This is a genomic window from Bradyrhizobium sp. NC92, from assembly GCF_025200865.1.
Lineage (GTDB): Bacteria > Pseudomonadota > Alphaproteobacteria > Rhizobiales > Xanthobacteraceae > Bradyrhizobium.
The window spans coordinates 6,458,504-6,478,919 of record NZ_CP104171.1; the positions used below are offsets into that span (position 1 = coordinate 6,458,504).

Here is a 20,416-nt window from a genome sequence, read left to right on the forward strand (position 1 = left end):
GCCTCCTACACGCGGCCGAGCGCGAAGCCGCGCGCGATGTAGTTGCGGACGAACCAGATCACCAGCGCGCCCGGAATGATGGTGAGCACGCCGGCGGCGGCGAGCAGGCCCCAATCCATGCCGGCGGCCGAGACCGTGCGCGTCATGATCGCGGCAATGGGCTTTGCGTGCACCGAGGTCAGCGTGCGCGCCAGCAGCAGCTCGACCCAGGAGAACATGAAGCAGAAGAAGGCGGCGACGCCGATGCCGCTCGCAATCAGCGGCACCAGGATCTTGATGAAGAAGCGCGGGAAGGAATAGCCGTCGAGGAAGGCGGTCTCGTCGATCTCGCGCGGCACGCCGGAGACGAAGCCTTCGAGGATCCACACCGCCAGCGGAACGTTGAAGATGCAGTGCGCGAGCGCGACCGCCCAGGGGGTGTCGAACAGCCCGATCGCCGAATAGAGATTGAAGAACGGCAGCGCATAGACCGCGGCCGGCGCCATGCGGTTCGACAGCAGCCAGAAGAACAGGTGCTTGTCGCCGAGGAAACGGTAGCGCGAGAAGGCGTAAGCCGCCGGCAGCGCCACGGCGATCGAGATGACGGTGTTGAGGACGACGTATTCGAGCGAATTGATGTAGCCCGAATACCAGCTCTCGTCGGTGAAGATGCGCTTGTAATGCTGCAGCGTCGGGGTGTGCGGCCACAGCGTCATCGTCGAGACGATCTCGCTGTTGGTCTTGAAGCTCATGTTGACGAGCCAGTAGATCGGCAGCAGCAGGAAGACCAGGAACAGCCCCATGATGAGGCGGCGGCCGGGGATCGAATGCATCAGGCCACTCCTTCCCTAGGCTTGAGGGCGGGCACGGGCTTGAGCGCGGCCGAAGGTTTGGGCTCCACCGCCGGCTCGCTTTCCGCCTGGACTTTGCGTTCCACACCGGCGTTGGTCATGACGGTGTAGAAGATCCAGCAGACGATCAGGATGATGAGGTTGTAGACCAGCGACAGCGCGGCGGCCTTGCCGAGATCGAACTGGCCGAGTGCGATTTTGACCAGCTCGATCGAGACGAAGGTGGTGGAATTGCCGGGCCCGCCGCCGGTGACGACGAACGGCTCGGTGTAAATCATGAAGCTGTCCATGAAGCGCAGCAGCACCGCGATCAACAGCACGCGGTTCATCTTCGGCAGCTGGATCGCCTTGAACACGGCCCAGCGCGAGGCGCCGTCGATCTGCGCGGCCTGGTAATAGGCTTCGGGGATCGACTTCAGGCCGGCGTAGCAGAGCAGCGCGACCAGGCTGGTCCAGTGCCAGACGTCCATCACGATGACGGTGACCCAGGCATCGACGTCGTTGGAGACGTAATTGTAGTCGAAGCCCATGGCGTTGAGAACGTAGCCGAGCAGGCCGATGTCGGGACGCCCGAAGATCTGCCAGATGGTGCCGACCACGTTCCAGGGGATCAGCAGCGGCAGCGCGAGGATGACGAGGCAGGCCGCGACGGTCCAGCCCTCGCGCGGCATCGACAACGCGACGACGATGCCGAGCGGCACCTCGATGGCGAGGATGACGAGCGAGAAGAACAGGTTGCGGCCGAGCGAGGCGAGGAAGCGGCCGCCGAGATCGGTGGAGGGATCGAGCAGCTCCTTGAACCAGCCGACGCCGTTCCAGAAGAACTGGTTGTTGCCGAAGGTGTCCTGCATCGAATAGTTCACCACCGTCATCAGCGGCAGCACCGCCGAGAAGGCGACGACCAGGAACACCGGCAGCACCAGGAACCAGGCTTTTTGGTTGACGGTCTTGTCCATCAGGCGGCTCCCTCCACCAGAAGGCTGTCGGCATAGACGTGGACGTGCGACGGATCGAATCTCAGCCCGGCGGTGCCGTCCGCGCTGGTGAAGCTGCTGGGGGCACGCGCCGCGAGCTTGGCGTCGCCGACGCGCACGCGCGCGAAGCGGATGCGGCCGAGATCGTCGATGCGCTCGATCCTGGCGGTGAGCAGGCCGGGCGCGGGCGCGACCACCTCGACGAATTCGGGACGGACGCCGATCTCGATCTTCGCTCCCGCAGGCAGGTTGTCATAGCTGCGGTTCAGCGCGATGACGTGACCGCCAATGCGCGCCTCGCGCCCCCTCACCTCCGCCGGCAGGATGTTCATGCCGGGCGAGCCGATGAAATAGCCGACGAAGGTGTGCGCCGGCTTGTCGAACAGCTCGGCCGGCGTGCCGCTCTGCACCACGCGGCCGTCATGCATGACGACCACGGTGTCGGCGAAGGTCAACGCCTCGGTCTGGTCGTGGGTGACGTAGATCATCGTGAGGTCGAGTTCGCGATGCAGCGCCTTCAGCTTGGAGCGGAGCTGCCATTTCAGCTCGGGATCGATCACCGTCAGCGGTTCGTCGAACAGCACGGCGGCAACGTCGTTGCGCACGAGACCCCGGCCGAGCGAGATCTTTTGCTTGGCGTCGGCGGTCAGGCGCGTGGCCTTGCGGTTCAAATAAGGCTCGAGGTCGAGCAGGCGGCCGATCTCGGCGACGCGCCTGTCAATGTCGGCCTTCGGCACGCCGCGGTTCTTCAGCGGGAACGCCAGGTTCTGTCCGACCGTCATGGTGTCGTAGATCACCGGAAACTGGAACACCTGGGCGATGTTGCGCTTCTGGGTTGACAGCGGTGTGATGTCCTTGCCGTCGAACAGGATTTTCCCCCGCGACGGCGTGATGATGCCGGAGATGACGTTGAGCAGCGTGGTCTTGCCGCAGCCGGAAGGGCCCAGCAGCGCATAAGCGCCGCCCTGCCGCCAGGTCATGGTGACAGGCTTGAGCGCAAAGCTTTCCTGCGGTGCATCGTTGCCGCCGTAGGAATGGGCGAGATCGACGAGGTCAATGCGGGCCATGGCGCATCTCCCCGTTAAGAGCCCGGTGCCGCGACCAAGCGGTCGGCGGCATCGAAGACGAAGACATCATTGGGATCGAGCACGGCATCGAGCATCTGGCCGGGCTCGAACTCATGCACGCCGTGCAGCACCGCAACCCAGTTCGATCCGTCGCGGGTCAAATGCACGAAGCTCTCCGAACCGGTGATCTCGGTCACCGTGACAGTGGCGTGGAAGGCGTGACGGTCGGCCTCGCCATTGGCAAGCCCGAGCTGATGGGCGCGGAAGCCGACGCGATAGAAGCCGTCGGGAAGTCCCGCATAAAGTCCGGACGCCGGTGCAGCGCTGCCGCCGGCATATTGAACCATGCCATCCCCCTTCTCGAGGCCCACCAGGTTGAGCGGCGGATCGGAGAACACCTGGGCGACACGCAGAGTCCGCGGGCGGCGATAGACGTTCGACGTCTCGCCCATCTGCAGTGCCTGGCCCTCCCACATGCACACCGTGTTGCCGCCGAGCAGCAGCGCCTCGGTCGGCTCGGTGGTGGCATAGACGAAGATCGCGCCCGAGGCCTCGAAGATGCGCGGCAGCTCGGCCCGCAGCTCCTCGCGCAGCTTGTAGTCGAGATTGGCGAGCGGCTCGTCGAGCAGCACGAGATCGGCGCCCTTGACCAGCGCGCGCGCGATCGCGGTGCGCTGCTGCTGACCGCCGGAGAGCTGGAGCGGCGTGCGCTTCAGGAACGGCTCGAGCCGCAGCAGCTTTGCCGCCTCCGCCACGCGCGCCTCGATTTCGTCGCGCGGCTTGCCCTGCACGCGCAGGGGCGAGGCGATGTTCTCGTAGACCGTCAGCGAGGGGTAGTTGATGAACTGCTGATAGACCATGGCGACCGAGCGCTGGCGCACGTCGGCGCCGGTGACGTCCTTTCCGTTGACGAACACCTTGCCCGTGGTCGGCTTGTCGAGGCCGGCGAGCAACCGCATGATCGAGGTCTTGCCCGACAGCGTCGGCCCGAGCAGCACGTTGAGCGTGCCGCTCTCGAGCGTCAGCGAGACGTCGCGGATGTGCGGCACGCCCTCGACGGTCCGGGTCACGTGATCGAGTGTCACGGTCATGAGCGTCCTCCCGCTTCCAGCAGGGGACTTTGCGCCACCGCGTGGCTCCTGATCCAGTCGTCGAGGGCCGCGATCTCGTCGGCAGATAGTCGCAGGCCGAGCTTGGAACGGCGCCAGACCACGTCCTCGGCGGTGACGGCCCATTCGTTGGCCATGAGATAGCGGACCTCGCGCTCGGTCAGCGTGGCGCCGAAGGCTTGGCCGAGATCCGCAGCCGATTTGGCATCGCCGAGCAGCTTGATGGCGCGGGTGCCATAGGCGCGCGCCAGGCGCCGCGCATGCGCATGACTGAGGAAGGGGTAGCCGCGCTGCAGCTCGGCGATCAGGCCGTCGATGTCGGAGACGTTCATGTCGCCGCCGGGCAGCGGCCATTTGCCGGTCCAGCCCTCGCGCGCCTTCGCGCTGCGCAGATAGGGCGCAAGGCGCTCCAGCGCCTCCTCGGCGAGCCTGCGATAGGTCGTGATCTTGCCGCCATAGATCGACAGCAGCGGCACGCCGCCGGGCGTGTCGAGCTCGAACACGTAGTCGCGCGTGGCGGCCTTGGCCTCGCTGGCGCCGTCGTCATAAAGCGGACGCACGCCGGAATAGGTCCAGACCACGTCGGCGGGCGCGACCGGCTTGGCCAGATATTCGCTCGCCGCCTTGCAGAGATATTCGATCTCCTCAGTCGTCGCCTTCACCTTGGCGGGATCGCCGTCATAGTCGCGGTCGGTGGTGCCGATCAACGTGAAGTCGTCCTGGTACGGGATCACGAAGATGATGCGGCCGTCGGCGTTCTGGAACATGTAGGCGCGGTCGTGGTCGTAGAGCTTCTTCACGACGATGTGCGAGCCCTGCACCAGGCGCACCTTGGCCTTCGCATTCACGCCGGCGCCGCGGCCGAGCACGTCCTCGACCCAGGGGCCGCCGGCATTGATCAGCGCCTTGGCCCGGATCTGCGAGCGCGCGCCAGTCAGCGTGTCGACCATGCTGACGGTCCAGAGGCCGTCCGACTGGCGAATCTCGGTGGCGCGGGTACGGGTGCGGATCTCGGCCCCCTTGTCGGCGGCATCGCGCGCATTGAGCACGACGAGGCGGGCGTCGTCGACGAAGCAGTCCGAATATTCGAAGGCGCGGCTGTAGCGATTCGGGATCAGTGGCTTACCGACCTCATCGCGCTTGAGATCGACCGAGCGGGTCGCCGGCAGCAGGTGACGGCCGCCGATGTGATCATAGAGAAAGAGGCCAAGGCGCAGCAGCCAGGCCGGGCGCAGGCCGGCGTGATGCGGCAAAACGAAACGCAGGGGTCGGATGATGTGGGGCGCGATGCCCCAGAGGATCTCGCGCTCGATCAGCGCCTCCCGGACCAGCCGGAACTCGTAATATTCGAGATAGCGCAGGCCACCGTGCACGAGCTTGGTCGACCAGGACGATGTCCCGCTCGCCAGATCGTTCATTTCGCACAGGAAAACCGTGTTACCGCGGCCCACCGCGTCGCGCGCGATGCCGCAGCCGTTAACACCGCCTCCAATGATGGCGAGATCGAAAATACGCTCCAACAGACGCATCCCCCGGCGACCGCCCGTTCGTCGAGCGGCTACTTTCGCTTTTGATTAGATCACACCGGAAAACGAAAGCAAGATGAAAGAGAGGCGAAAGGAAGCGAAAGCGGAACTTTTTGGTGGGCAATGAGGCAGCGAAATCGGCAGGTGGACGGACAGATTTTGGCGCAAGTAGCTCGACCGAACGGCATCCAGGCACGGGCCAGTGGGCCGGCACGTCTTTGCACTTGTATGTAGCAACATTCCTACATAGCTTCCCAAGCGGAGCATGGCCACGGCTTGGAGGCTCAGACGATGGTGACCACCCTGACCAGCCGAGAATTCAATCAAGACACCAGCGGCGCCAAGAAAGCGGCATCGCAAGGACCCGTTTTCATTACGGACCGCGGCCGTCCAGCCCATGTCCTGCTGACCATCGAGGACTACTTGCGCCTGACCGGCGGACACATGAGCCTTGCGGAAGCTCTGGCGCAGACGAACGCGGATTTTGATTTCGATCCGCCTCGCGTGGACGAGGGCATCTTCAGGGCTGCTGATCTCGACTGATGTTCCTGCTGGACACCAATGTCATTTCCGAATTGAGGCGACCGGACAAGGCCGATCGGCACGTCGTTGCCTGGGCAGGCGCAATTCCGGCAGCAAACTTCTTCATCTCAGTCATTTCGATTCTCGAGATCGAACTTGGCGCACGCCTGATCGAACGCAGGGACGCAGCGCAAGGTGCCATCTTGCGCAGCTGGATCAACAGCCAGATTCTGGCTCGCTTCGAGGGTCGGATCCTGCCTATCGATACGGCTGTCGCGCGGCGTTGCGCACAACTTCACGTTCCCAACCCGCGCGCCGAACGCGACGCGCTCATTGCTGCAACCGCGCTAGTTCATGGTTTGACGGTTGTTACGCGCAATGTAGAGGATTTCAAACCGACGGGCGTTGCGCTGCTCAACCCGTCGGACGACGCTTAGCCGCTATCTCAGCCGCACCACCGGCGCGGCTTCCGGTGCGGCGTCCTGGCCGTCGGTCGGCGCATCGTCGATATCCGCGCCCTTCGGCATCGCCTCGACCACCTCGATGCCCTTGCTGTGGCAGATGGTGGCGAGGCGCTCGGGCAGCTCCTGGTCGGTGACGAAGGTCTGGATCTGGGTGATGTGGGCGATGCGCACCGGCGCGCTGCGGCGAAGTTTTGTGGAATCGGCGACCAACATGACGCTGCGGGCATTGGCGATGATGGCCTGCGCCACCTGCACCTCGCGATAGTCGAAGTCGAGTAGCGCGCCCTCTTCGTCAATCGCGGACGCGCCGATGATGGCGTAGTCGACCTTGAACTGGCCGATCAGCTGCGTCGCGGTCGAGCCGACCACGGCGCCGTCGGCGCGCCGCACCGTGCCGCCGGCGACCACCACCTCGATGCGCGGATGGCGGTAGAGCAGCATGGCGACGTTGAGGTTGTTGGTGATGACGAGCAGGTCCTCATGCGAGGTCAGCGCGCTCGCGACCTCCTCCGTCGTGGTGCCGATGTTGATGAACAGCGAGCAGCCGTTCGGGATCAGCGAGGCGGCGGCCGCCCCAATCGCCTTCTTCTCGTCGGCGGCGACGAAGCGGCGCGCCTCATAGGCCAGATTTTCGACGCCCGAGGCGATGATGGCGCCGCCATGGATACGGGTCAGCGATCTGCGCTCACAGAGATCGTTGAGATCCTTGCGGATGGTCTGCGCCGACACCTCGAAGCGGCGCGCGAGCTCCTCGACCATGACTCGGCCGGAGGCGCGCGCGATGTTGAGGATTTCGGCTTGGCGATGGGTCAGTCCGGTCACGGCAAAGGCCTCACATCAGGATGATGCATGGTGCGGCGGTTCGCGCCTGCGGTCAATGCGGATGCCGATCACGGTTAACGGATGGAGGTTCTCACGACGCCATTTCCTACCACGCCATGACGCTTGCAAGACGTGCGATCAGGTCCGGATCGTCGAACGCGCTGGCGGAGGCGACCGCGCCTGCTCCAATCAGGTCAGCATGGCTGAGGCTGGTGCGAATGCCGACAGTCGGAATGCCGGCGGCGGTCGCGGACTGCACGCCGGTGCGGGAGTCCTCGAATGCGATCGAGCTTTCCGGCCTCGCGCCGACGAAACGCAGCCCTTCCTGGTACGGTAGCGGATGCGGCTTGCCATGCGGCAGCTCGGCGCCGATCACGAGTGCCCTGAAACGATGCGTGATGCCAAGGCCGGAGAGCAGCAGCTCGGCGTTGAGACGCGGCGCGTTGGTCACGGCGACCATGGGAATGCCGGCGTCATCGGCGCGGTCGAGCAGCGCCATCAGGCCCGGCAGCGGTGCGATCTGCCCGGCCACCAAGGTGCGGAAGACCTCCTCCTTCTCTTCGAGGATCAGGGCGCGCCGCTCCGGCGCCTCGTGGGGCAGAAAGCGATCGCCGATCGCGACATTGGCGAAGCCCTGCAGCTCGCGGGAGAAACGTGCGTGATCGAAGACGTGTCCGTGCGGGCCGAGCACCTGGTTGAAAGCCTTCAAGTGCAACGGGTCGGTGTCGGCGAGCGTGCCGTCGATGTCGAACAACAACGCCCGGCCCGTTCCATCGTGTTTGGTCTCGATCATTTCCGTACTTTCCCAAATGCGCGACGCATCGATGCGGAAGGCGTATCAATACGGCCTCGATCGCGCAATGACGCATCCACATGACCAGCAGGTGACGCTCGACAAAGCCGCGCGCGACTGCAACACTGGCCACAAGATCAAAAAGGAGGAAACGATGACGATCAACCGACGCGATCTGGCTCTCTCGACTCTCGCCGTCTCCGCGCTTGCGTTCGCGACGCCGGCGCTCGCCGCTTCGGCAGACGAGGAAGCCGTGGCGAAGAGGGTCGATGCCTTCCGCCTCGCCCAGATCGCGGCCGATCCCAAGGCGCTCGGCGCGCTGTGCGCGGAGGAGCTGAGCTACAGCCATTCCAGCGGCAAGGTCGAGGACAAGGCGACATTCATCGCCAACGCGACCGACGGCAAGTCCAAGTTTCTGTCAATCGAATACAAGGATCCCACCATCAAGGTCGTCGGCCCCGCAGCGATCGTGCGTTTCCACTGGCTGGGCGAGCAGGAGATGGCGGCCGATGGGAAAAAAGTATCGACCAACCTTCACATCCTGATGAACTGGCAGAAGCAGGGCGACGAGTGGAAGCTGTTGTCGCGGGCGGCGACGAAGTTGTGATGACGTTCTTGCCCTCTCCCCTTGTGGGAGAGGGTGGCTCGCCGCGCAGCGGCGAGACGGGTGAGGGGTCTCTCTCCGCGAGCCACCCTTCACATGTGAGCTTGCTGAAGCAACCCCTCATCCGGCGCTTTGCGCCACCTTCTCCCACAAGGGGAGAAGGGGCAGCGGTGCGCTCGGCAAAAAATTCCGACCACGCCTCGCGCGTCGAAATCACCGGCGGTAGGTGCTTACGCCGCCTCCTTCACATCGCCGTTCACCAGCCTGCGCGCGGCGCGCTCGGCTTCGCGGGCGTTGCGGAAGAGCTGGCCTTCGAGACGGTTGAAGCGGTGCGACGAGGCGAAGAAGCAGTAGCCTCCAGAAGAACGAACGACGATACCTGCGGTCTGCGAATCGACTTCGATGATGTAGCTGTCCGGCATAGTCCGTGGATTCCTCAGTGCGGGCAAACAACGGTGCTCCTGCCCAAAGGTTCCCTAGGCATTTGAGGCCGTTTCCACCCCGAATCGACACGCAATTGAGTACGCCGGGACCTCATCCGTTTTATGACTGGTTCTTGGCGAAGCCGCGACGAGGTGACTTGCTCGTGCCGCGTTTTGCGGCGCTGCAAAGCTCGCAAGATGAGGCAGAGCGCCGCGCGCGATTACGTCGCGATCGGCGGATCGTTTCGCTGGATCGCCTGCGGACGGCCGTGGTCGTCGATCGAGACGTAGGTGAAATGACCGTCGGTGACGAGGAACGGATGCAGCTCCTTGCGCCGCAATGCCCAGGCCTCGAGATGCACGGTCAGCGAGGTGCGCCCAACGCGCACGAGATTGGCATAGACCGAGACGAGATCGCCGACATAGACCGCTTTGCGAAAATTCATCGCCTCGATCGCGACCGTCACGGTGCGCGACCGCGCAACCTTCGAGGCGAACACGCCGCCGCCGACGTCCATCTGACTGAGCAGCCAGCCGCCGAAGATGTCGCCGTTGGCATTGGTGTCGGCCGGCATCGCCAGCGTGCGGATGCAGAGATCGCCGCTCGGCCCGGTCGTGGCTTGCTCGTTCATGCCCCTCTCACGCGAGATTGCTCACTTGAAATTGTCCCAGCCCGGATCGGGCGCGAAACGCGCGCCGAATCGTTCAGCCAGCGCGCGAAGAGTGGATACAATGTTTTCGACGCCACGCGTGCGCGCATAGTTCAGCGGACCGCCGCGGAACGGTGCATAACCGGTGCCGAAGATCATGGCGCCGTCGACTGCATCGGCATCGTCGACGATGCCTTCGCGAAGGGCCGCGACGCAGACGTTGGACATCGGCAGCACCAGGCGGTCGATCATCTGGTCAGTGACGCGCGGACCGGTCTGCGGCAACGGCGTCTTCTCCGCCTTGCCGTCCTTCCAGGTGTAAAAACCCTTGCCGGTCTTGCGGCCGAGCTCGCCCTTGGTGACCTTCTCGCGGAGCCAGGCCGGCGTCGGCGGCAGGAGATCGCCGAACTTGGTGCGCAGCATGTCGCCGACGTCGAGGCAGATATCGAGCCCGACCTGATCGGCCAGCTCGATCGGTCCCATCGGCATGCCGAACTGCTCGGCCGCAGCGTCGATCATGCGTTGGTCCGTCTTCTCGTCCAGCATCACCATCGCTTCCAGCATGTAGGGCGTCAACGCGCGGTTGACGAGGAAGCCGGGCGAGCTCTTCACGGCGAGCGGCAGGCGGTCGATGGCGCCGACGAAGGCGAGCGCCTCTTTAAGTACTTGTGTATCGTTGCCGTCATGGCTCACGACCTCGACCAGCTGCAGCCGCGACACCGGGTTGAAGAAATGCAGGCCGACCAGCCGCTCCGGCCGCGCCAGCGTCGTACGCAGGTCCTGGAGCGGAATGCTCGACGTGTTGGTCGCGAGGATCGCGCCGGGCTTCATCTGCGGCTCGAGCCCGGCATAGACCTTCTGCTTCAGCTCCAGCTTCTCCGGCACCGCCTCGATGATGAGATCGGCGTTGCGGACGCCCTCGCCGTCCATGTCGGGGATCAGGCGATCAAGCGCGTCGCGCACGTCGGTGGGCTTGCGGATGATCTTGCCGTAGAGGTCGGCCGCGCGTTTGACTGCGCCCGCGATCGGCTCCGGCTTCATGTCGGCGAGCGAGACGCGGAAGCCCTGCCCCGCACACCAGGCCGCGATGTCGCCGCCCATGGCGCCGGCGCCGATGACGTGGACCTGCTTCACCGTGCTAGCGGAGCCTGCCGCCTTCTTCATCTGCTCGCGCAGGAAGAAGACGCGGATCAGGTTCTGCGCGGTCGGCGTAACCATCAGCTTGGCGAACGAGGCCTGCTCGGCCTTCAGCATCGCGGACTTGCTGCCGCCGTGGGTCTCCCAGAGATCGATCAGCGCATAGGGCGCGGGATAATGCTCGCGCGATGCAGCCTTCGCGGCCTCCGCGCGCATGCGCTTGGCCAGCAGGCCGCGCACCGGCCCGAGATTGGCGGCGCGCGTCAGCAGACCGGGCTTGGCCCGCTTCAGACGGCCGAACAGCGCATCCTTCACCGCGCCCTGGACGTGGCGCTCCTGCGTCACGGTGTCGACGAGGCCGAGCGCCTTGGCGCGGCGCGCGTCGATGGTGCGGCCGGTCAGCATCAGCGCCATCGACTGGGTCGGATTGACCAGCGCGGTGAACCGGGCGGTGCCGCCGAGACCAGGATGCAGGCCGAGCATCACCTCCGGGAAGCCGAAACGCGCCCCCTCGATGGCGATGCGCGCCTGGCAGGCCAGCGCCACCTCGAGCCCGCCGCCGAGGCAGAAGCCGTGAATGACCGCGACCGTCGGCAGCTTTAGCGCTTCCAGATGGTCGACCACCGCGTGCGCGGCGCGGATGCGCGTCTCGACCATGTCGGGATCGGACGCGCCGCGGAATTCGTTGACATCCGCGCCGGCAATGAAGCCCGACGGCTTTGCCGAGCGAATGACGAGACCGGCGGGGCGCTCGGTCTCGATCGCCGCGAGCACGGCGTCGAACTCCTCCATCACGTCGGACGAGAGCGTGTTGGCGTTGCCGTCAGCGCGGTCGAACAGCAGCCAGGCGACACCATCCGAATGGCGCGTCAGCTTGAAGTGCTTGTAGGGACCATCCGGTGCGGGCCGCGGCCCGATCTCCAGCACGCGGCCGCCGAGCGCGGTCATGATCTTGGAATCCATGGTCACACCGCCTCGATCAGCATGGCGCCACCGAGCCCGCCGCCGATGCATTCGGTGGCAATTCCGCGCCGCGTGCCGAGCCGCTTCATCGCATTGACGAGATGCAGCACGATGCGATTGCCGGAGGTGCCGACGGGATGGCCGAGCGAAATCGCGCCGCCGTCGACGTTCAGCCTCTCGCGGTCGATCTCGCCGGCGGCACCATCGAGCCGCAATATTTCGCGGCAGAACTTGTCGTCGTTCCAGGCGGCGAGACACCCGAGCACTTGCGTTGCGAAGGCCTCGTTCAGCTCCCAGGTCTCGACGTCCTTGATGGTGAGGTCGTTGCGCTGGAGCAGCGGCGTCACCGACATCACCGGGCCGAGCCCCATGATGCTGGGATCGAGCGCGGCCCAATGGCTGTCGACGATGACGGCTTTCGGCGTCAGCTTGTGCTTTGCCACGGCGGCGTCGGAGGCGAGGATCACCCAGGACGCACCGTCGGTGATCTGGGAGGAATTGCCGGCCGTGACCTGGCCCCACGGCCGCTCGAATACCGGCCGGAGCTTGGCGAGCGTCTCGGCCGTCGAGTCCGGGCGCACGCCGTCGTCGTGGTCGAAGAACTTGCCGTCGCGGGAGAACGCAGTCTCGACCTCGCCCTTCAGATAACCCGCGCTTTGCGCATGCGCGAGCCGGCGATGGCTTTCGGCGGCATAGGCATCCGACTGCGCGCGGGTGATGCCGAAGAGATGGCCGACGACCTCGGCGGTCTGACCCATGTTCAGCTCGGTGACGGGATCAGTCAGGCCGCGCTCGAGGCCGATGATCGGCTTGAGATCGCGCGGCCTCAGCTTGAACGCTGAGGCAACCTTCGCGGCAACGCCCTTGGCAGTGGCAAGACCGGCGAACCAGCGCACGCCGGAATTCGGCCAGACCAGCGGCGCGTGGCTCAAGGCCTCGGTGCCTCCAGCCAAAATCATGTCGGCATGGCCTTCGCGGATATAGCGATAGGCGGTGTCGATCGACTGCATGCCCGAGCCGCAATTGATCTGCACGGTGAAGGCGACCATGTCCTCGCCCATGCCGAGCCGGAGCGCGGCGACGCGGGCCGGGTTCATCTCGTCAGCGATCACGTTGACGCAGCCGAGGATGACCTGGTCGAAGCTATCGGGCGAGAACGGCTGGCGCGCCAGCAGCGGCCGGCCGCACTGCACGGCGAGATCGACCGGCGTGAACGGCCCGGGCCCAGAACGCGCCTTCAGGAACGGCGTCCGGCTGCCGTCGACGATGAATACCGGTCGTGCCATCAGCTCGCCGCCCTCTGCTCACCGAGTTCCTGGAAGAACTGATGCACATTGACGGTTTTCTTGTAAATCGGCGACAGCGCCTCCGGCGCAAAATCGTCGACCTCTATCACTTTTGTGACGGCTTCATGAGCTGCAGCAAGCTGCTCGCCCTCAGCCTGGGTGACCACGCCCTTGCTGACGGCCTCCTTCCAGTCGCGGATATGCGCAGCACGCATGCGCCTGGCGATCGCATCTGTCGCCGCGACCAGCTTAAACGCGCGCTCCAGCCGGGCAAAGCCGCCGTCGTCGTCGACATGAGCGAGATCCGGGGTGAGGCGCTCGCGTGCCGCGGACGGGTCCAGCACGATGGCAGCGCATTGGTGCACGACGCGATCGGACGGGCCGAGCACGCGGGCGCCGAACGGCTGGACCACGAGCTTGAGGAGGCCGGCGACGAAGCGGTTCGGCAAATTGGCCAGGATTTCGGCAAGCCGGTTCTCGATGGTTTTGAGCCCGGTCGCCATGCACCATTCCAGCGCCGCGAAATCCTCCTTCTGCCGCCCCTCGTCCTGCCAGCGCTTCAGCGCGGCCGAGAGCAGGTAGAGCTCGGACAGGATGTCGCCGAAGCGGGCCGACAGCATCTCCTTGCGCTTGAGCGCGCCGCCGAGCGTCAGCAGCGCCATGTCGGCGCAGAACGCAAACGCCGCGGAGTAGCGCGAGAGCTGGCGGTAGAAAGGCGCGGCGTCGCCCGCATCCGGCGCCGGCGCGAAGGCGCCAAAGGTCCAGCTCCGGCCGAAGGCGCGGAACAGGGTCCGGAAGCTGTGGGCGACATGCTTCCAGAACGTCTTGTCGAACGCGCTGAGGCCGCGCTCGCGATCGGTATCGGCGAGCGCATTCATCTCGTCGAGCAGGTAAGGATGGGCACGGATCGCTCCTTGCCCGAACACGATGAGATTGCGGGTCAGGATATTGGCGCCTTCGACCGTGATGCCGACCGGAACGGCCCGATGCAAATTGCCGAGATAGTTTTGCGGACCGTCGATCACGGCCTTGCCGCCATGGATGTCCATGGCGTCATCGACCGCGCTGCGCATCCGCTCGGTCGCATGCAACTTCATGATGCCGGAGATGACGGCGGGATGGACGCCGGCATTGAGCGCCGCGCAGGTCAGCCGGCGCGCCGCATCGAGCTGATAGGCTGTGGCGACGATGCGCGCGAGCGGCTCCTCGACGCCTTCGAACTTGGAGATGGAAATGCCGAACTGCTCGCGGATGCGGGCATAGGCGCCGGTGGTGCGCGCCGCATAGGCGGCGCCGGCCGCCGACAGTGACGGCAGCGAGATGCCGCGGCCGGCGGCGAGCGCGGTCATCAGCATCTTCCAGCCCTGCCCCAGGCGCTCCTTCCCGCCGATGACATAGTCGAGCGGAATGAAGACGTCGCGACCCCAGTTCGGGCCGTTCTGAAAGACCTGCATCGAGGGCAGGTGGCGCTGCCCGATCTCGACGCCGGGCAAGTTCGTCGGGATCAGCGCCACGGTGATGCCGAGCTCTTCCTGGCTCCCGACGAGATGATCGGGATCATAGGCCTTGAAGGCAAGGCCGAGCAGCGTCGCGACCGGACCGAGCGTGATGTAGCGCTTGTGCCAGTTGAGGCGGAGGCCGACGACCTCGCGCCCCTCGAATTCGCCCTTGCAGATGATGCCGCTGTCGACCATCGAGGCGGCATCGGAGCCGGCTTCCGGGCTGGTGAGTCCGAAGCAGGGAATCTCGCGTCCGTCGGCGAGCCGCGGCAGCCAGCGCTGCTGCTGCTCGTGCGTGCCGAAGCGCATCAGGAGCTCGCCGGGGCCGAGCGAGTTCGGCACCATCACGGTGACCGCGGCCGCGATCGAGCGGGTCGAGATCTTGCGTACGACTTCCGAATGCGCGTAGGGCGAGAAGCCGAGGCCGCCGAACTCCTTCGGAATGATCATGCCGAAGAACTTTTCGCGCTTGACGAAGTGCCAGACGTCCTGCGGCAGGTCGCGCGTTTCCCAAAAAATCTTCCACTCGTCGAGCATGGCGCAGAGCTCGTCGACGGGGCCACTCAGGAACGCCCGTTCCTCGTCCGTCAGCCTCGCCTGCGGGACCTTCAGCAGCTTCGACCAATCAGGGTCGCCGGTGAAGAGATCGGCATCCCACCAGACGTCACCCGCCTCCAGCGCCTCGCGCTCGGTGCCGGACATCGCCGGCAGCACGCCGCGCGCCCAGGAGAAGATCGGCTTTGTGATGGTGTCGCGGCGGAAGCTCATGGCGGACCTCATGCATCGGCGCGGTGACAGGTCATTTTAGCGGAAAGTGGCCGGGGTGCGTGAACACTTCGCGGGCAAAAACAAGCGAATTGACGCGGCCGGGCGGCCGCCCAGGCGATAACGGCCGGGGCGTGGGGACAGTTCCGGGAGGGAATTGGGAGCAATGTCTCTCAGCGTCATTCCGGGGCGCGCCTCTTGGCGCGAGCCCGGAATGACGGAGTGACCTAATCCGGCCGGACCATCTCGAACATGTTTTCCGGCTTGATCTCGAAGTAATCGCCGCGCCGGCCGGCGCGGACGATGGGGCGGGCGGCGGCGGTCTGGTAGACGCCGTCCTTGATCAAGGCCTTGTCGATGTGAACGGCGACGACTTCGCCGAGCGTCAGCCAGGCGTCGGCCTCCTTGCCGTCGGCGCCCTTGAGGCGGACGATGTCTGACACCTTGCACTCGAAGGCGACGGGGCTCTCAGCTACCCGCGGCACATTGACGACCTTGCCGGGCACGGCCGTGAGCCCCGCGACCTCGAACTCGTCGACCTCCGGCGCCAGATGCGCCGCGGTCGCGTTCATGTGCTTGGCGAGATCCATCGTGGTGAGATTCCAGACGAACTCGCGGGTCTGCTCCATGTTCGCCACCGTGTCCTTCCAGTTGGTGGAGGAGAAGCCGATGATCGGCGGCACGTAGCAGAACGCGTTGAAGAAGCTGTAGGGCGCGAGGTTGACGTGGCCCCTGGCGTCGCGCGAGGAGATCCAGCCGATCGGCCGCGGCGCGATGATGGCGTTGAAGGGATCGTGCTTGAGGCCGTGGCCCTTGGAGGGCTCGTAGAAGTACAGGTCTTTGTCGGTCACGCGCTGTTTCCTTCCCGTCATTGCGAGCGCAGCGAAGCAATCCAGAATCCCTCCGCGGAGACTAGTCTGGATTGCTTCGTGGAGCCTGTCATCGGGCCGCGCTTCGCGCGGACCCGATGGCTTGCAATGACGGAGTTTGGGCCGCGCTTCGCGCGGACCCGATGGCTTGCAATGACGGAGTTTGTGGGTCCGTCCCGGCCCGCCTCCGGCGGTCATGCCGGGGCGATCAGTCTGCTTATAGGAGCAAACGCCCCCGCCCGTCAGTGGCGTGGCGACAGACCCGCGATGACGAAATCGATCATCTGGTCGATGGTCGGGCCCGGCTTGGTGGCGCACTGGGCGATCATCTGGGGATGGAAGAAGCGAATCATCGCGGTGCAGGCGCACAGCGAGGCCAGTTGCAGGTCGGGCGCCTCGAACTCGCCGGAGGCGACGCCTTGCGCGATCATCTGGCCGATGACGCCGGCGATGCACTCCATATGGGCGACGCAGACGTCCCAGTCCTCCTCCATCGCGATCGCGACCATCTCGTGCAGCTTGTTGTCGCCGACATAGCGCTCGGTGTTCATGCGATTGATGGTGGTGAGCAGCTCGCGGAAGCGCTCCTTGACCGGACCGGGCTTTGCCACGATCCGCTGCGCCTCCAGCTCGACCTCGCCCATCAGGCCCCGCGCCACCGCCTGATGGATCGCCTTCTTCGATTCGAAGAAGCGATACACGTTGGCGGGGCTCATCCTGAGCTCCTTGGCGATGTCGCCGACCGTCGTCTTCTGGTAGCCGATCTGGCGGAACAGCCGCTCGGCCACCTCGAGGATGCGATCCCGGGTGTCGACTTCGATATGTTCCGAAACAAGGGCCATCAGTCAGGACTCGTTGGTCAGCAGTCTTCTCATCTATTCAGCCGCTTCGGCAAGCGGAATTGCGTGCGGGTCATCGCTCCCATGCTGCGGCGCGGCAGGCTGCTCGGGCGTTCCGGCCTCATCCAGGCTCTTGCGGAACCACAGGGCGTAGAGGCCCGGCAGGTACAGGAGCGTCAGGAAGGTCGCGACGAACAGGCCGCCCATGATGGTGATCGCCATCGGGCCCCAGAAGGCCGAGCGCGACAGCGGTATCATGGCGAGAATGGCGGCGAGCGCCGTCAGCACCACCGGTCGGGCACGACGGACGGTCGCCTCAACGATCGCCTCGCGCCGGGTCAGGCCGTGGCTGACGTCGGTCTCGATCTGGTCGACCAGGATGACCGCGTTGCGCATGATCATGCCGGCGAGCGCGATCAGGCCGAGCAGCGCCACGAAGCCGAACGGGGCGTTGGCGACGTTGAGGCCGAGCGAGGCACCGACGATGCCGAGCGGCGCGGTCAGGAACACCAGGATCAGGCGTGAGAAGCTCTGCAGCTGGATCATCAGCAGCGTCAGCATCACCATGACCATCACCGGGAAGAGGATGAAGATCGAGGCGTTGCCCTTGGCGGATTCCTCGAACGCGCCGCCCGGCTCGATCCGGTAGGCCGGCTCGAGGTGGTCCTTGATCGCCTTCAGCTTCGGCGTGATCTGGTTGGTGACGTCGGGCGCCTGCACGCCATCGACGACGTCGGAGCGCACGGTGATCGCCATGTCGCGGTTGCGCCGCCACATGATCGGCTCCTCGTGGGCATATTCGATTCGAGCGATCTGCTGCAGCGGCACGGCAACGCCATTGCGCGAGGTGATGGTGAGATCGCCGACGCCGCCGAGATCGAGACGCTCGGACGGGATCGCACGGGCGACCACGCCGACCTTCTCGATGCCGTCGCGCACGGTGGTGACCTGCGAGCCCGAGATCAGCATCGCCAGCGCCTGCGAGACGTCCTGCGGGGTCAGGCCCATGGCGCGGGCGCGGTCCTGGTCGACGACGAGCTTCAGGTAAGGCGACTGCTCGTTCCAGTCGAGCTGGACGTCCTTGACGCTCTTGTTCTCCCGCATGACGTCGCGGACCTGGTAGGCGATCTCGCGGACCTTGTTGGCATCCGGGCCGATCACGCGGAACTGGACGGGGAAGCCGACCGGCGGGCCGAAATTGAAGCGGTCGACGCGCACGCGCGCCTCGGTCAGGAAGCCCTCGGCAGCCGCGGTCTCAATCTTGGCCTTGATGCGCTCGCGCGCTTCGACGCCCTTGGCGACGATGACGATCTCGGCAAAGGCCTCGTTCGGAAGCTGCGGGTTGAGGCCGAGCCAGAAGCGCGGCGAGCCCTGGCCGACATAGGCGGTATAGGTCTCGATGTCCTTGTCGTCCTTGAGCAGCGTCTCGGCCTTCTTCACCGCCTTCTCGGTGACGTTGAAGGCGGTCCCCTCGGGCAGGCGCAGCTGCAGGAACAGCTCGGGCCGCTCCGACAACGGGAAGAACTGCTGCTGGACATGGCCAAAGCCCACGATCGAGGCGACGAAGACGCCGACGGTCGCGACCACCACGGTGATGCGGTGGTTGACGCACCATTGCACGATGGCGCGCAGGCCCCGATACATGCGGGTCTCGTAGACCGCATGCGGATCATGGTTGTGGTGGGCCCTCATTTCGGGCAGCAGCTTGACGCCGATATAGGGCGTGAAGATCACCGCCACGAACCAGGAGGCGACCAGCGCGATCGCCACGATCCAGAAGATGCTGCCGGCATATTCGCCGACCGCGGAATTGGCAAAGCCGATGGGGAGGAAGCCAGCGGCCGTGACCAGCGTCCCCGTGAGCATCGGAAACGCAGTAGATTCCCAGGCAAAGGACGCCGCGCGCATGCGGTCCCAGCCCTGCTCCATCTTCACCACCATCATCTCGACCGCGATGATGGCGTCGTCGACGAGCAGGCCGAGCGCGATGATCAGCGCGCCGAGCGTGATGCGGTGCAGGTCGAGCGACATCGTGTTCATGACGACGAAGACGATGCCGAGCACCAAGGGCACCGACAGCGCGACCACGATGCCGGTGCGCCAGCCGAGCGCCAGGAACGAGACGAACAGGACGATGACGAGCGCTTCCATGAAGGAATGCACGAACTCGCCGACGGCGTGCTCGACCACCTTGGGCTGGTCGGCGATCAGCCTGACGTCGACGCCCTGCGGCACCGCCTTCATGAAGTCGGCCGTCGCCTTCTCGACCTGCTTGCCGAGCTCGAGGATGTTGGCGCCCTTGGCGGTGACGACGCCGATGCCGATGGCGGGCTTGCCTTCCTGGCGCACGACGAAGCTCGGCGGATCGACATAGCCGTGGGTGACGGTGGCGATATCGCCGAGACGGAACACGCGGCCGTTGCTCTCGACCGGCGTTTCGGCGACGGCCTTGGCACCGTCGAGCGCGCCGGTGACGCGCAGCGGCACGCGCTGCGAGGAGGTCTCGACCGTGCCGGCCGGGGTCACGTTGTTCTGCTTGGCGAGCGAATCGAACAGGGCCTGCGGCGTGATGCCGAGCGTGGCGAGCTTGGCATGGCTGAATTCGACGAAGATGCGCTCATCCTGGTTGCCGTAGACGTCGACCTTGGTGACGCCGGGCACCTTGAGCAGGCGCTGGCGAAAGCCTTCGGAGACCTTCTTGAGCTGGGCATAGTCGGCGCCGTCGCCGGTCATCATGTAGAGGATAGAATCGACATCGGAGAACTCGTCGTTGACGACGGGCCCGAGGATGCCGGAGGGCAGCTGGCCCTGCACGTCGACCAGCTTCTTGCGCAGCAGATAGAAGAGGTAGGGCACGTCCTTCGGCGGCGTCGAATCGCGGAAGGTGACCTGGAGCGCGGTGAAGGCGGGCTTGGAATAGGTCTGCACCTTCTCGAAATACGGCAGCTCCTGGATCTTCTTCTCGATGGGATCGGCGACCTGGGTCTGCATTTCCTGCGCGGTCGCGCCGGGCCAGATCACGGAGACGTTGACCACCTTCACCGTGAAGAACGGGTCCTCGGCACGCCCGAGCTTCTCGTAGGAGAAGAAGCCGGCGACGCCGAGCACGAGCATCAGGAAGAGCACCAGCGTCGGATGGCTGACGGCCCAGGCCGAAAGGTTGAAGCGCTTCATCGCACTCTCCGAAAGACGATCCAGTTGCAAACAACGACAGCCGCTTTGCTCAAACCGTCGTCGCGAGGCAGCGAAGCAATCCAGGGGGCTGGGCAGGTTCT

Annotated in this window: 18 protein-coding genes; 3 read left to right on the forward strand and 15 right to left on the reverse strand. The window is 65.3% G+C overall.

The window, feature by feature from the left end; genetic code table 11:
• Positions 1–5: 5 nt before the first annotated feature.
• The 5 genes from N2602_RS30380 to glpD are packed head-to-tail and all read right to left on the reverse strand — an operon-like array spanning position 6 to position 5,509.
• Positions 6–812, reverse strand: a complete 807-nt coding sequence (locus tag N2602_RS30380) for a carbohydrate ABC transporter permease (protein WP_172785866.1) — start codon at positions 810–812, stop codon at positions 6–8.
• A complete protein-coding gene (locus N2602_RS30385; RefSeq protein WP_212259022.1) occupies positions 812–1,786 on the reverse strand; it encodes a carbohydrate ABC transporter permease in 975 nt (324 codons plus the stop codon). Before N2602_RS30385 ends, N2602_RS30380 begins: the two co-directional genes overlap by 1 nt.
• The gene (locus N2602_RS30390; protein WP_212259021.1) at positions 1,786–2,871 is read right to left on the reverse strand and encodes an ABC transporter ATP-binding protein; all 1,086 of its coding nucleotides are present in this window, start codon (positions 2,869–2,871) and stop codon (positions 1,786–1,788) included. The genes N2602_RS30385 and N2602_RS30390 overlap by 1 nt, the downstream gene beginning before the upstream one ends.
• Positions 2,872–2,885: 14 nt before the next feature.
• On the reverse strand, positions 2,886–3,962 hold the full coding sequence (locus N2602_RS30395; RefSeq protein ID WP_212259020.1) for an ABC transporter ATP-binding protein: 1,077 nt from the start codon (positions 3,960–3,962) through the stop codon (positions 2,886–2,888).
• Positions 3,959–5,509, reverse strand: coding sequence for a glycerol-3-phosphate dehydrogenase (glpD, locus tag N2602_RS30400; protein ID WP_212259019.1), 1,551 nt, complete (start codon positions 5,507–5,509; stop codon positions 3,959–3,961). The genes N2602_RS30395 and glpD overlap by 4 nt, the downstream gene beginning before the upstream one ends.
• Positions 5,510–5,797: 288 nt before the next feature.
• Between glpD and N2602_RS30405 the strand changes: the two genes are divergently transcribed.
• Together N2602_RS30405 and N2602_RS30410 are read left to right on the forward strand one after the other, a co-directional pair.
• On the forward strand, positions 5,798–6,049 hold the full coding sequence (locus N2602_RS30405; RefSeq protein ID WP_197949300.1) for a type II toxin-antitoxin system prevent-host-death family antitoxin: 252 nt from the start codon (positions 5,798–5,800) through the stop codon (positions 6,047–6,049).
• The gene (locus tag N2602_RS30410; RefSeq protein WP_260380364.1) at positions 6,049–6,465 is read left to right on the forward strand and encodes a type II toxin-antitoxin system VapC family toxin; all 417 of its coding nucleotides are present in this window, start codon (positions 6,049–6,051) and stop codon (positions 6,463–6,465) included. The genes N2602_RS30405 and N2602_RS30410 overlap by 1 nt, the downstream gene beginning before the upstream one ends.
• A 3-nt stretch (positions 6,466–6,468) precedes the next feature.
• Here N2602_RS30410 and N2602_RS30415 read toward each other — a convergent pair whose 3' ends face one another.
• Positions 6,469–7,314 carry a DeoR/GlpR family DNA-binding transcription regulator gene (locus N2602_RS30415; RefSeq protein WP_172785859.1) on the reverse strand — a complete coding sequence of 282 codons (846 nt, stop codon included), beginning with the start codon at positions 7,312–7,314 and terminating at the stop codon, positions 6,469–6,471.
• Between the two features lie 106 nt (positions 7,315–7,420).
• Positions 7,421–8,107, reverse strand: a complete 687-nt coding sequence (locus N2602_RS30420; protein WP_260380365.1) for an HAD family phosphatase — start codon at positions 8,105–8,107, stop codon at positions 7,421–7,423.
• Positions 8,108–8,261: 154 nt separating this feature from the next.
• Here N2602_RS30420 and N2602_RS30425 point away from each other — a divergent pair, with 154 nt between their 5' ends.
• Positions 8,262–8,714 (forward strand): nuclear transport factor 2 family protein, encoded by a 453-nt coding sequence (locus N2602_RS30425; protein ID WP_172785960.1) that lies wholly within the window; start codon positions 8,262–8,264, stop codon positions 8,712–8,714.
• Positions 8,715–8,941: 227 nt separating this feature from the next.
• On the opposite strand, the gene N2602_RS30430 is transcribed toward N2602_RS30425, so the two are convergent.
• From N2602_RS30430 to N2602_RS30465, 8 genes are all read right to left on the reverse strand, one after another.
• Entirely contained in the window at positions 8,942–9,133 is a 192-nt protein-coding gene (locus N2602_RS30430) for a hypothetical protein (RefSeq protein WP_036013862.1), read from the reverse strand.
• A gap of 221 nt (positions 9,134–9,354) precedes the next feature.
• Complete coding sequence (locus N2602_RS30435; protein WP_027577195.1) at positions 9,355–9,765, reverse strand: acyl-CoA thioesterase; 411 nt, start codon at positions 9,763–9,765, stop codon at positions 9,355–9,357.
• A gap of 21 nt (positions 9,766–9,786) precedes the next feature.
• On the reverse strand, positions 9,787–11,883 hold the full coding sequence (locus N2602_RS30440) for a 3-hydroxyacyl-CoA dehydrogenase NAD-binding domain-containing protein (protein WP_260380366.1): 2,097 nt from the start codon (positions 11,881–11,883) through the stop codon (positions 9,787–9,789).
• A 2-nt stretch (positions 11,884–11,885) separates the two neighbouring features.
• Positions 11,886–13,169: an acetyl-CoA C-acetyltransferase gene (locus N2602_RS30445; protein ID WP_172785856.1), complete on the reverse strand. Its 1,284-nt coding sequence runs from the start codon at positions 13,167–13,169 to the stop codon at positions 11,886–11,888.
• A complete protein-coding gene (locus N2602_RS30450) occupies positions 13,169–15,436 on the reverse strand; it encodes an acyl-CoA dehydrogenase (protein ID WP_172785855.1) in 2,268 nt (755 codons plus the stop codon). Before N2602_RS30450 ends, N2602_RS30445 begins: the two co-directional genes overlap by 1 nt.
• Before the next feature lie 224 nt (positions 15,437–15,660).
• Positions 15,661–16,284, reverse strand: coding sequence for a flavin reductase family protein (locus tag N2602_RS30455; RefSeq protein WP_172785854.1), 624 nt, complete (start codon positions 16,282–16,284; stop codon positions 15,661–15,663).
• A 260-nt stretch (positions 16,285–16,544) separates the two neighbouring features.
• Positions 16,545–17,144: a TetR/AcrR family transcriptional regulator gene (locus tag N2602_RS30460; protein WP_212259013.1), complete on the reverse strand. Its 600-nt coding sequence runs from the start codon at positions 17,142–17,144 to the stop codon at positions 16,545–16,547.
• Between the two features lie 33 nt (positions 17,145–17,177).
• Positions 17,178–20,315, reverse strand: coding sequence for an efflux RND transporter permease subunit (locus N2602_RS30465; protein ID WP_260380367.1), 3,138 nt, complete (start codon positions 20,313–20,315; stop codon positions 17,178–17,180).
• Positions 20,316–20,416 lie beyond the last annotated feature (101 nt).